The sequence below is a fragment of the Mesorhizobium sp. WSM3860 genome (assembly GCF_002294995.1).
Classification (GTDB): domain Bacteria; phylum Pseudomonadota; class Alphaproteobacteria; order Rhizobiales; family Rhizobiaceae; genus Mesorhizobium.
On record NZ_NSGF01000005.1, the window covers coordinates 197,564 to 209,449 of the forward strand.

The 11,886-nt window shown below is 61.5% G+C and carries 10 protein-coding genes and 2 pseudogenes; 9 read left to right on the plus strand and 3 right to left on the minus strand.

Going from position 1 to position 11,886, the window contains the following annotated elements:
* The first annotated feature begins 75 nt into the window (after positions 1-75).
* The 8 genes from ccoN to ccoS all read left to right on the plus strand — a co-directional run bounded on the left by ccoN (position 76) and on the right by ccoS (position 8,140).
* Complete coding sequence (ccoN, locus tag CK220_RS11490) at positions 76-1,683, plus strand: cytochrome-c oxidase, cbb3-type subunit I (protein WP_095811634.1); 1,608 nt, start codon at positions 76-78, stop codon at positions 1,681-1,683.
* Between the two features lie 11 nt (positions 1,684-1,694).
* Positions 1,695-2,426, plus strand: a complete 732-nt coding sequence (ccoO, locus tag CK220_RS11495; protein WP_095811635.1) for a cytochrome-c oxidase, cbb3-type subunit II — start codon at positions 1,695-1,697, stop codon at positions 2,424-2,426.
* Positions 2,427-2,436: 10 nt separating this feature from the next.
* Positions 2,437-2,592 (plus strand): cbb3-type cytochrome c oxidase subunit 3, encoded by a 156-nt coding sequence (locus CK220_RS11500; RefSeq protein WP_095811725.1) that lies wholly within the window; start codon positions 2,437-2,439, stop codon positions 2,590-2,592.
* Positions 2,589-3,452 (plus strand): cytochrome-c oxidase, cbb3-type subunit III, encoded by an 864-nt coding sequence (gene ccoP / locus CK220_RS11505; RefSeq protein ID WP_095811636.1) that lies wholly within the window; start codon positions 2,589-2,591, stop codon positions 3,450-3,452. The genes CK220_RS11500 and ccoP overlap by 4 nt, the downstream gene beginning before the upstream one ends.
* Positions 3,453-3,676: 224 nt before the next feature.
* The gene (gene ccoG / locus CK220_RS11510) at positions 3,677-5,218 is read left to right on the plus strand and encodes a cytochrome c oxidase accessory protein CcoG (protein WP_095811726.1); all 1,542 of its coding nucleotides are present in this window, start codon (positions 3,677-3,679) and stop codon (positions 5,216-5,218) included.
* Positions 5,215-5,712 carry a FixH family protein gene (locus CK220_RS11515; RefSeq protein ID WP_095811637.1) on the plus strand — a complete coding sequence of 166 codons (498 nt, stop codon included), beginning with the start codon at positions 5,215-5,217 and terminating at the stop codon, positions 5,710-5,712. Before ccoG ends, CK220_RS11515 begins: the two co-directional genes overlap by 4 nt.
* Complete coding sequence (locus CK220_RS11520) at positions 5,709-7,988, plus strand: cation-translocating P-type ATPase (protein ID WP_095811638.1); 2,280 nt, start codon at positions 5,709-5,711, stop codon at positions 7,986-7,988. Before CK220_RS11515 ends, CK220_RS11520 begins: the two co-directional genes overlap by 4 nt.
* On the plus strand, positions 7,985-8,140 hold the full coding sequence (ccoS, locus tag CK220_RS11525; protein ID WP_095811639.1) for a cbb3-type cytochrome oxidase assembly protein CcoS: 156 nt from the start codon (positions 7,985-7,987) through the stop codon (positions 8,138-8,140). The genes CK220_RS11520 and ccoS overlap by 4 nt, the downstream gene beginning before the upstream one ends.
* Positions 8,141-8,469: 329 nt before the next feature.
* On the opposite strand, the pseudogene CK220_RS32420 reads toward ccoS, so the two are convergent.
* The 3 genes and pseudogenes from CK220_RS32420 to groES form a co-directional block, all read right to left on the minus strand.
* Positions 8,470-8,791, minus strand: a pseudogene (locus CK220_RS32420) (TSUP family transporter); the annotation flags it as partial.
* A 119-nt stretch (positions 8,792-8,910) separates the two neighbouring features.
* A complete protein-coding gene (gene groL, locus CK220_RS11535) occupies positions 8,911-10,566 on the minus strand; it encodes a chaperonin GroEL (protein ID WP_095811640.1) in 1,656 nt (551 codons plus the stop codon).
* Between the two features lie 62 nt (positions 10,567-10,628).
* Positions 10,629-10,925, minus strand: coding sequence for a co-chaperone GroES (gene groES / locus CK220_RS11540; RefSeq protein ID WP_095811641.1), 297 nt, complete (start codon positions 10,923-10,925; stop codon positions 10,629-10,631).
* A 460-nt stretch (positions 10,926-11,385) separates the two neighbouring features.
* On the opposite strand from groES, the pseudogene CK220_RS11545 reads away from it, so the two are divergent.
* Positions 11,386-11,589: pseudogene (locus tag CK220_RS11545) on the plus strand (IS5/IS1182 family transposase); the annotation flags it as partial.
* Positions 11,590-11,886: the final 297 nt, after the last annotated feature.

Here is an 11,886-nt window from a genome sequence, read left to right on the forward strand (position 1 = left end):
AGCAGGCGGCAACTAGGGAATTAATGCATCGCGGATTTAGCGTCGCGCATTGGAATCCTGGTCGGGGGACATGTCATGAAATTCGGCACGGAGATCGTCCTTTTAAGCCTGTTTGCCTTTGCGGCCCTGGTGGCTGCCGGCTTCGGCGTAGAAGGGCCCTTCCGCCAGCACATGTGGGTTTTGTTCTTCGCACTGACTGGCTTCACCGCGATCTTGCTGCGTAATTGGGATTTCAAGCCCGCGGCGCCGAACCGCTCCGCCTACATGGATGGTCCGCTCCGCTATGGGGCCATCGCAACGGTGTTTTGGGGTATCGTCGGCATGCTGGTCGGCGTCATTATCGCGCTTCAACTCGCCTTCCCCGACCTTAACATCCCACCCTGGTTCAATTTCGGCCGTTTGCGCCCGCTGCACACATCGGGAGTCGTCTTCGCCTTCGGCGGCAACGCACTGCTTTGCACATCGCTCTATGTTGTCCAGCGCACCTGCCGCGCCCGGCTGTTTGGCGGCAATCTGGCCTGGTCTGTGTTCTGGGGTTACCAGCTGTTTATCGTCATGGCCGCGACCGGCTACCTGCTCGGCATCACCGAGGGCCGGGAATATGCCGAACCCGAATGGTATGTGGACCTCTTGCTGACCATCGTCTGGGTCGCCTATCTCATCGTGTTCCTCGGCACCATCCTGAAGCGCAAGGAACCGCATATCTACGTCGCCAACTGGTTCTATCTATCCTTCATCGTGACCATCGCGATGCTGCATGTGGTTAACAACCTGTCGATGCCGGCCTCTTTCCTCGGATCGAAGAGCTACTCCGCCTTCTCCGGCGTCCAGGACGCCTTGACGCAATGGTGGTATGGCCACAATGCGGTCGGCTTCTTCCTGACGGCCGGCTTCCTTGGCATGATGTATTATTTCGTGCCCAAGCAGGCGAGCCGGCCGGTCTATTCCTACCGGCTGTCGATCATCCACTTCTGGGCGATCATTTTTCTCTACATCTGGGCCGGCCCGCACCACCTGCATTACACCGCCTTACCCGACTGGGCGCAGACGCTCGGGATGGTGTTCTCGATCATGCTGTGGATGCCATCATGGGGCGGCATGATCAACGGCCTGATGACGCTGTCGGGCGCCTGGGACAAGCTGCGCACTGATCCGATCATCCGCATGATGGTGATGGCAGTCGCCTTCTACGGCATGTCGACCTTCGAGGGTCCGATTATGTCGATCAAGACGGTCAATTCGCTGTCGCACTACACGGACTGGACCATCGGGCACGTCCATTCCGGCGCGCTCGGCTGGGTCGGCATGATCTCGTTCGGCGCGATCTACTACATGGTGCCGAAACTGTGGAACCGTGACCGACTCTATTCGCTGCGGCTCGTCACCTGGCATTTCTGGCTGGCAACGCTGGGTATCGTCGTCTACGCGGCGGTGATGTGGGTTTCAGGCATAATGCAGGGCCTGATGTGGCGCGAATACGACGAGCAGGGGTTCCTCGTCTACTCCTTCGCCGAAACCGTCGCGGCCATGCATCCCTACTACGTCATGCGTGCCATCGGCGGTGGCATGTACCTCTCCGGTGCCCTGATCATGGCCTGGAACATCACCATGACCATCCTCGGATACCAGCGCGAAGAACAGCCATTGCCGGGTTCTGAGCCCGCCCTCCGGCCTGCCGAATAGGGAGCCAGACAATGGGCTTGATCGACAAACACGCGATCATCGAGAAGAACGCCACGCTTCTCCTCGTAGGCTCGCTGCTCGTGGTGACTGTCGGCGGCATCGTCGAGATTGCGCCGCTCTTCTATCTCGACAACACAATCGAGAAGGTCGATGGCATGCGGCCCTACTCGCCGCTCGAACTCGCCGGACGCAACATCTACGTGCGCGAGGGCTGCTATCTCTGCCATAGCCAGATGATCCGGCCATTCCGCGATGAAGTCGAGCGTTATGGCCACTACAGCCTGGCGGCAGAGTCCATGTACGACCACCCGTTCCAGTGGGGGTCCAAGCGGACGGGACCCGATCTCGCGCGCGTCGGCGACCGCTACTCCAACAGCTGGCATGTCCAGCATCTCAGCGACCCGCGCTCCGTCGTGCCGGAGTCGATCATGCCCAACTATGCCTTTCTGAAAGACAAACCGATAGAGGTGAAGGACTTCTCGACGCATCTCATCGCCAACCGGCGCGTCGGCGTCCCCTACTCCGATGACATGATCGCCAATGCCAATGTCGACCTGATGGCGCAGGCCGACCCGAATGCCGACAGCTCCGGCCTCGAGAAACGCTATCCGAAAGCCAAGGTCGGCGACCTGGACGGTAACCCGCAGCAGGTGACCGAGATGGATGCCCTCGTCGCGTATCTGCAAATGCTGGGAACACTGGTCGATTTCAAGACCTATGACGATGCAGCCGGCTACCGCTGAGGGGGACGCGATGAGCTATGATTTGATGCGGGAATTCGCCGACAGCTGGGGTCTGCTTGCCATGGCGCTCTTCTTCGTCGGCAGCATTGCCTTTGCCTTGCGTCCAGGCGGCAAAACACAGGCCGAGCGAGCCGCCCAGATTCCACTCAAGGGCGACCGATCATGAGCGATGAGCACATCGACGAAGTCTCGGGCATCTCAACGACCGGTCATGAATGGGACGGGATAAGGGAGCTCAACCACCCATTGCCCCGATGGTGGGTGATAACCTTCTACATCACTGTCGGTTGGGCGGTGGCCTATACAATGGCGTATCCGGCTTGGCCCATGCTGTATTCTGCGACCAAGGGTGTGCTTGGGTATTCCAGCCGCAACGATGTCAAGAATGAACTGGCGGCGGCGGAAGCGGCGAAAGGCAAATACGCCGCGGCGGTGGAGTCGAAAAGCGTCGCTGAAATTACCTCGGACTATGCCTTGCGCGAATTCGCGGTCGCGGCCGGCGGCGCCGCATTCAAGGTCAACTGCACGCAGTGCCATGGCTCCGGCGCCGAAGGGTCGAAAGGTTTTCCAAACCTGAACGACGATGACTGGCTGTGGGGCGGCACGACCGAGCAGATCCAGCAAACGATCGCGCATGGCATCCGCTTCGCGTCAGATCCGGACACGCGCCAGTCGGAAATGCCGGCCTTCGGCGACGTCATCACCGCCGATCAGATCGCACAGGTGAGCGCCTACGTTGCCAGCCTGTCCGGCAAGGTCCGCGATGCAAGTCTGATTCAACCCGGCGCCAGGATCTTCGCCGAAAACTGCGTCGCCTGTCACGGCGACAATGCGAAAGGCAACAGGGAACTCGGCGCACCCGACCTGACGGACGCGATCTGGCTCTACGGGTCCGGCGAGACAGCCGTCGCCGTCCAGGTCCGTGCGCCGAAGCACGGCGTCATGCCGGCGTGGATCGGGCGTCTCGGCGAGACCAAGGTTAAGGAACTTGCGGTTTATGTTCATTCGCTTGGCGGCGGAGAATAGGAACGGAAGCCTATTCTCAGCCCTCCCCCGCCAAGCGACGAGGCCCGGCTTTGCCGGGCCTCGACACCATTCCGGCATGGGGCGATTGACCCTGCAAGGTGGCGCGGCCCCATTCGGCGAAGGGCTCGCTGCAGACCGGACGCCTGTCGACGCAGACAAGTCCGTCGTTCAACGATGTCATAGGTCGCGGGCAAGTGGAGATCCAGGTGCCGGATAAAACGCAGATGGAGCGGCTCGAGGCAAAGGTGGTTGACTCCGCCAAGACACGACAGCCGCTCTATGCACCGCGCAAGAAAATCTTCCCCAAGCGCGCCTCGGGTAGCTTCCGCCGCTTCAAGTGGCTGGTGATGGCCATCACGCTGGGCATCTACTATCTGACACCCTGGCTGCGCTGGGATCGAGGTCCGTTCGCTCCTGATCAGGCCGTGCTGATAGATCTTGCCAACCGCCGCTTCTACTTCTTCTTCATCGAGATATGGCCGCAGGAATTCTACTATGTCGCCGGCCTTCTGGTGATGGCCGGCATCGGCCTCTTCCTGATCACGTCCACCGTCGGCCGCGCATGGTGCGGCTATATCTGCCCGCAGACTGTATGGGTCGATCTGTTCGTGGTGGTGGAGCGGGCAATCGAAGGCGATCGCAACGCCCGCATAAAGCTCGACGCCGGCCCATGGACGGTGCGCAAACTGGTACTGCGCCTAGCGAAGCACGCCATCTGGCTGGTCATAGCGGCAGCCACCGGCTGCGCTTGGATCCTCTATTTCGCCGACGCGCCAACGCTGATCAGCGAGGTATTCACCGGCACCACCGCACCGGTCGCCTACGTCACTATAGCGGTGCTGACAACGACCACCTACACGTTCGGCGGGCTGATGCGCGAGCAAGTCTGCACCTACATGTGCCCGTGGCCGCGCATCCAGGCTGTCATGCTCGACGAGAATTCGCTCACAGTAACCTACAATGACTGGCGCGGCGAACCTCGTTCGAGGCACGCCAAGAAGGCCCACGCGGCGGGGCAGCGGGTCGGCGACTGCATCGATTGCAACGCCTGTGTCGCGGTGTGCCCGATGGGGATCGACATTCGCGAAGGCCAGCAGCTCGAATGCATTACCTGCGCGTTGTGTATCGACGCCTGCGACCGCGTCATGGACAAGCTCGGCAAGGAGCGTGGGCTGATCTCCTACGCGACGCTCTTCGATTACAACGCCAACATGACGCTGGCGACGTCAGGCGGCTCCAGTTCGATCAATCCGTCGCTGGTCAGGACTGCTGTCGGCACCTTCTGCGATCAGGTGGCGTATTTTCACATTCGCAAGATCTTTCGGCCGCGCACCTACGTCTACATGGGCCTGTGGTCGCTGATCGGGCTGGGCCTGCTCTATTCGCTGCTGACGCGCGATCGGCTCGAACTGAACGTGCTGCATGACCGCAATCCACAGTTCGTCACGCTGTCCGACGGTTCGATCCGCAACGGCTATACCGTCAAACTGCTCAACATGATCCCCGAGCCAAGGACAATAATTGTCGCGATGCAGGGCTTGCAGGGAGCCGAAATGAGCGTCGTCGGCAGTGATCTGCCGCCAGACCGCTTCTTCGGCATCGCGGTCGAACCCGACCGGCTGAAGATGCTGAAAGTTTTCGTGCGCCAGCCAGCGGGTGAGGTGCGGCATGCTGCACAAACCTTCAAGTTCCGGGTCGAGGACAAGGCGAACTTCGAATCGGACGAATACACGGCCACCTTCAACGCACCGGAGATCGCCAGATGAGCACCAATACGCAAAAGACGCGCGAGTTCACCGGCAGGCACATGCTGCTCACCATTCTCGGCTTTTTCGGCGTGGTCATCGCCGTCAACCTGACCATGGCGACGCTCGCCAGCAAAAGCTGGACCGGCCTGGTCGTCGAGAACACCTATGTGGCCAGTCAGCAATTCAACAAAAAGGCCCAGGAAGGGCGCGCGCAGACGGCACTCGGCTGGACCGGCAACCTGACGATCGCTCGGAGTGAGGTCCGCTACAGCTTGAGTGATGCCACCGGCAAGCCGGTGACCTTGCATGGCGTGAAGATACTGTTTCGTCATCCCGCTTATGAGGCCGAGGACAAGTGCATCACTCTTGCCCTTGCTTCGGCTCAGGAGTTTGCAGCACGGGACGTGCCCAAGGATGGCGTCTGGATCGTCGAAGTCGATGCCGACGCCGGTCTCGCCGAGCCCTATCGCGACGTTCGCCGGATCATGATTTCGCAAGGAGCGCTGCAATGAGCTGCTGTGCACCCGGCGCGGAACTGGCGCTGGATTTGACCGGTACCACATCGGTCCTGCCGTCTGGCCAGGAGATCAGGTTGGCGAGCCGCTTTGTTGGCGATGGTCTTCGCCAGACCGACCTTTCGGTTCCGACGGTTCATTGCGCAGCCTGCATCCAGACGATCGAGAAGGCGTTGGGAAATCTCGATCGCGTCGAGAGCGCCCGCGTCAACCTGTCGACGAAACGGGTCTCGGTCAGGTGGCGTGGTGACGAGGTGCCACCGTTCGTCCGCGCGCTTGGACGGCTAGGCTATCAGGTGCATCTGTTCGACCCCGAGCTCGGCGGCAAAAACAAGACACTATCCGAACTGATCCGCGCAGTCGCGGTTGCTGGTTTTGCGGCGGGCAACATCATGCTGCTTTCGGTCTCGGTCTGGTCCGGCGCCGAAGGCGCGACCCGCGACTTATTCCACTGGGTCTCTGCGCTGATCGCGATCCCGGCGCTTGCCTTCGCCGGGGGCATTTTCTTCCGCTCGGCCTGGAACGCGCTGCGCCACGGCCGCATGAACATGGATGTGCCGATCGCGGTCGGGATGTCGCTCGCCTACGCCATGAGCCTCTATGAGACGATCAATCACGGCGATCACGCCTATTTCGACGCGTCGGTATCGCTGCTGTTCTTCCTGTTAATCGGCCGTACGCTGGATCATGTCATGCGCGAGCGGGCCCGAACCGCCGTCAACGGCCTGTCGCAGCTGGCGGCGCGTGGTGCCATGGTGCTGCGCGGCGAGGGCGCGCGCGACTATCTGCCGGTTGCCGAGATCGAACCGGGAATGCAGCTGCTCATCGCAGCGGGCGAAAGGATTCCTGTCGACGGAAAGATCATTCGGGGATCATCTGATCTCGACTGCTCCCTGGTCTCCGGCGAAAGCACGCCCAGAAACGTGGCGCCAGGCGTCCCCGTGCAGGCTGGGGTACTTAACCTTACCGGCTCGCTCACGATTGAGGCGACAGCCGCCGCGAAGGACTCGTTCCTGGCGGAGATGGTTCGATTGATGGAGGCGGCGGAGGGCGGCCGCTCGCCCTATCGACGCATCGCCGATCGCGTCTCCGCCCTCTATGCGCCGGTGGTCCATCTCACAGCTTTAATAACATTCATCGGTTGGATGGTTGCGGTTGGCGACTGGCACCTGGCAATGACGACTGCAATTGCCGTTCTCATCATCACGTGTCCATGTGCGCTCGGCCTCGCGGTGCCGATCGTGCAGGTGGTCGCGGCGCGGCGTCTGTTCGAAAGCGGCATCATGGTGAAGGACGGTTCGGCCATGGAGCGCCTGGCGACGATCGATACGGCGGTGTTCGACAAGACCGGAACGCTCACGCTCGGACAGCCCCGGCTCGTCAATGCGTCGTCGATCGACCCGGCCGTGCTGGCAATCGCCGCCGATATGGCCGCGCATTCGCGTCATCCGTTTTCAAGGGCCGTAGCCGGGTTTGCCGCTGCTGGCGGGCAGCACAAGTTCGATGCCGTCACAGAGCATCCGGGGTTTGGAATCGAAGCCACTGTCACTGGAAGTATCTGGCGGCTGGGCCGGCGCGGATGGGCTAGATGGAAGGCCCTAACCGATAGCGAAAGTGGGCATGGCGGAACAGTCCTGACGAAAGACGGCGGCATTGTCGCATCCTTCGTTTTCGAGGATGCGTTGCGGCCCGATGCCCGGGCCGGCTTGGCGCAGTTGAATGATGCGGGGGTCTCGGTCGAAATGCTGTCGGGCGATACCGCAGACGCCTGTGGCGATGTCGCAAGAATATTGGGAATCGACCGTTTTGTTTCGGCGCTGCTGCCGTCCGGGAAGGCTGAGCGGATCGAAGTGCTGACCAAGGCCGGCCATAAGGTCCTGATGGTGGGCGACGGGCTCAACGACAGCCCAGCGCTGGGCGCGGCGCACGTCTCGATCGCTCCAGCCACCGCCGCCCATGTCGGCCGCAACGCCGCCGATTTCGTGTTCCTGCGTGAAAGCCTTTCGGCGGTACCCCTTGCGCTGGACGTCTCGCGGAAGGCAAGGCGGCTGATCCGCCAGAACATAGCAATCGCGATCATCTACAACGCCGTTGCCGTTCCGGTCGCCATCCTCGGCCATGTCACACCGGTGATCGCGGCGGTCGCGATGTCCGCCTCATCGCTGCTGGTGATCGGAAACGCGCTGAGGCTGCACCGCTTTATGCCCGCCGAGCTGACAAGGGCTTCTTCGGCAACGCGTTCCGGCATACGCTCATCAGCGCGGCCGTCATGACGACACTCATCTACCTCATACCAGTCGCGCTATTTTTGGGCGCATTGGGGCTGTCTGGCTTCCTATGGGCGTTGAGAAGTGGCCAATATGAAGATCTTGATGGAGCCGTTGAGCGCATCCTCATCGACCAGGACGACAAGCCGGGACGCTGAGCCAGATCGCTGTCCCGACGCTGTGCGCATGCCGGCCATCAGCCAACACGGAAGAACGATTGAGGCTCCGCAACCAGCTAAGCCACCCGTGACGTAGGTTGGTGAAAAGCCCCGTCGCTCGAAGGACTGCGTCGCCGGTTCCTTCCCACCAAAACAAATCGGGCTAGACCAAGTCCCTCACGCTCGCGCTTCTTGCACCCACCTATTCCCCCTAATCGATCTTTGCCTCGGGCGACCAAAATCCCGAGACTTCCCGGTTTGGTCGGTAGAATAGCTGAAAGTACCGCAGAAACTTTGGCTATTGATGTCGTGTGGAACCTCTTTTGATCAACAGCGAGATAGGTCTTATCATAGGGTTTCACTATGACGTCGAACGAGGTGAGCACGAAGACTTCAAGGCATCCGCCGAGAATGCCGAACGTGCGAGCCGCCAGAACAGCTTCCGGCCGAAATTGCGGTGGTAGTGATGCGCCGTGCCGGAAGCGGCCGTGGTGAATATTTCCGCCGCGTGCACCGCGGCGGAAGCCTGCGCCGGCGGAACACCGAAGGAGAGCAGCACGGTGGAGGAGATCGGGCCCTAGTCCATGCCTAATGCGCCGTCAACCGCCGCGGCGGGAAGCCGACCATGGCGAACAGAATGAAGTCAGTCATTGGTGTCCGCAGTGAATGTGCCGCCGTATGTAGCCTTGTGGATGGGCGATCGGCTTGGCTCCGCGTCAGAGAAAGGGCGGCATCGCTGCCGCCCTCGAGATTGTTGAGGTGCGTGGACCTTAGAAATCCATACCGCCCATACCACCCATGCCGCCGCCGGGCATGCCGCCAGGCATGCCCCCGCCAGCCGACTCCTTCTTCGGAGACTCGGCGATCATGGCTTCGGTGGTGACGAGCAGGCCGGCGACCGACGCCGCGTCCTGGAGAGCGGTGCGAACGACCTTGACCGGGTCGACAATGCCCATGACGATCATGTCGCCATACTCGCCGGTCTGGGCGTTGAAGCCGAAGGTAGCGCCCTTGTTCTCCAGGATCTTGCCGGCAACGATCGAAGCCTCGGCACCGGCGTTGGCCGCGATCTGACGGGCCGGAGCCTGCAGCGCGCGACGAACGATGGCGATGCCGGCGGTCTGGTCGGAGTTGGCGCCGTTGACAGTGAGGGCCAGCGAAGCGCGCAGCAGCGCGACGCCGCCGCCGGGAACGATGCCTTCTTCCACGGCCGCCCGGGTCGCGTTCAGAGCGTCGTCAACGCGGTCCTTCTTTTCCTTGACCTCGACCTCGGTCGCGCCGCCGACGCGGATCACGGCAACGCCGCCGGCGAGCTTCGCCAGACGCTCCTGCAGCTTCTCCTTGTCGTAGTCCGAGGTGGTCTCCTCGATCTGCTGCTTGATCTGGGCGACGCGGCCCTGGATTTCTTCTTTCTTGCCAGCACCGTCGACGATGGTGGTGTTTTCCTTCGAGATCGACACCTTCTTGGCACGGCCGAGCATGTTGAGGCCGACATTCTCGAGCTTGATGCCGAGGTCTTCCGAGATGACCTGGCCGCCGGTCAGGATGGCGATGTCTTCCAGCATGGCCTTGCGGCGGTCGCCGAAGCCCGGAGCCTTGACGGCGGCGATCTTCAGGCCGCCGCGCAGCTTGTTGACGACCAGCGTGGCCAGGGCCTCGCCTTCGACGTCTTCCGAGATGATGAGCAGCGGCTTCGAGGCTTGTACGACGGCTTCCAGCACCGGCAGCATGGCCTGCAGGTTGGAGAGCTTCTTCTCGTGCAGCAGGATGTAGGCGTCTTCCAGATCGGCGACCATCTTGTCGGCGTTGGTGACGAAGTAGGGCGAGAGATAGCCGCGGTCGAACTGCATGCCTTCGACGACTTCCAGCTCGGTCTCGGCGGTCTTGGCTTCCTCGACGGTGATGACGCCTTCGTTGCCGACCTTCTGCATCGCTTCCGCGAGCATCTTGCCGACCGACTCGTCACCATTGCCGGCGATGGTGCCGACCTGGGCAACTTCCTCGGAGGTATTGATCTTCTTGGCGGCCTTGCTGAGAGCGGCGACGACTTCACCGACGGCGAGGTCGATGCCGCGCTTGAGGTCCATCGGGTTCATGCCGGCGGAAACGGCCTTGTTGCCTTCCTGAACGATCGCCTGGGCGAGAACGGTAGCGGTGGTCGTGCCGTCGCCGGCGATGTCGTTGGTCTTCGAAGCGACTTCACGCACCATCTGGGCGCCCATGTTCTCGAACTTGTCCTCAAGCTCGATCTCCTTGGCGACGGTGACGCCGTCCTTGGTGATGCGCGGGGCGCCGAACGACTTGTCGATGACGACGTTGCGGCCCTTGGGGCCCAGCGTGACCTTCACCGCGTCGGCGAGGATGTTGACACCGCGCAGCATGCGCTCACGGGCGTCGCGGGAGAATTTTACGTCTTTTGCAGCCATGGTTAAGCTCCTGACAGGGTTCGGGAAGAGCCCGAAAACTCAATTGATGGAGAGGTCTATGATCAGCCGATGATGCCCATGATGTCGGATTCCTTCATGATCAGAAGGTCTTCGCCATTGAGCTTGACTTCAGTGCCCGACCACTTGCCGAACAGGATGCGGTCGCCGGCCGTGACGTCCAGCGGCACGAGCTTGCCGGCTTCGTCACGGGCGCCGGAGCCGACGGCGATGATCTCGCCTTCCTGCGGCTTCTCCTTCGCCGTATCCGGGATGATGATCCCGCCCGCGGTCTTGGATTCGGACTCGACCCGACGAACGACCACGCGGTCATGCAGCGGCCGGAAATTCGACTTTGCCATTTTGGATATCCCTGGTGCGGAGGTTGAAAGGTTCTCCGTTGCCGGAGCCCGGTTAGCACTCGCCAGCGGGAAGTGCTAACCTTGCGGTGAGATAGGCTGTAGGTTCGTGCTGGTCAAGACGGATGAGCGGACAGCCGAAGAGCAAAAAGACTTGGAATCGACACGAAAGCCTGGCCTTCATTACGCGCGATCCCACTGCATAAGCGCGTTTTCGGCCGTCAGCTCGGGGCTGACTTTTGTGTCTTATTTGGAATGTGAAATTATGTGAAATTAACGGCCGAGCTGTCGGCGGCATCCATGAACTTGGGGTGGCAACGAGCGCCTCATCGCTTCGGCAGGCTCTTGCAGAGCACATTGGAATGTCTTTTTCTGAGGACGATGTTTCCCACCGGCAGCTTGCGCGGGTGCGCAGCCGGACGAGCCTGCGCCAGATCGGGACGACCGACCCGTATGCCTGGAGAAATGGCAGGTCTCCAACGGTTATGGCAAACGCTCGCTGGTCGAGACCGCCATAGGGCGATACAAGTCCACCATCGGGCGGCGTTTGCGGGCACGGTCGCTTCCCGTTCAGAAGACCGAAGTCGCCATCGGCTGCGCCGTCCTCAACCGCATGCTGCCTGCGCACGCCCCGAAATCCGCCCGCCGCAAGGCGGCCACGGCATAGTCTGCCGCTTCAAAGATCGCCGATCAAGTCCGGACCCATGCACCAACGCCTCGTTCATGGCGTATCGCTCTCTTTGAGAGGTTCTGGCAGGCTTCATCACCCGCCTCGATACGCCGCTCTCCTCAAACCGTCATCACCCAGTTTCCGCCATAGCTCCGGGAAGACACCAGCGATGCCGCAATGGCAGCCGTTGTCCGAAGGAACGCCACAAGCGTTGACGGCACTCATCGTGCGGCTGGACCCACGTCAACGGCAGTCGAAAGGGAGCGAAGGCGACAGGATCCGGTCGGGTGGCTC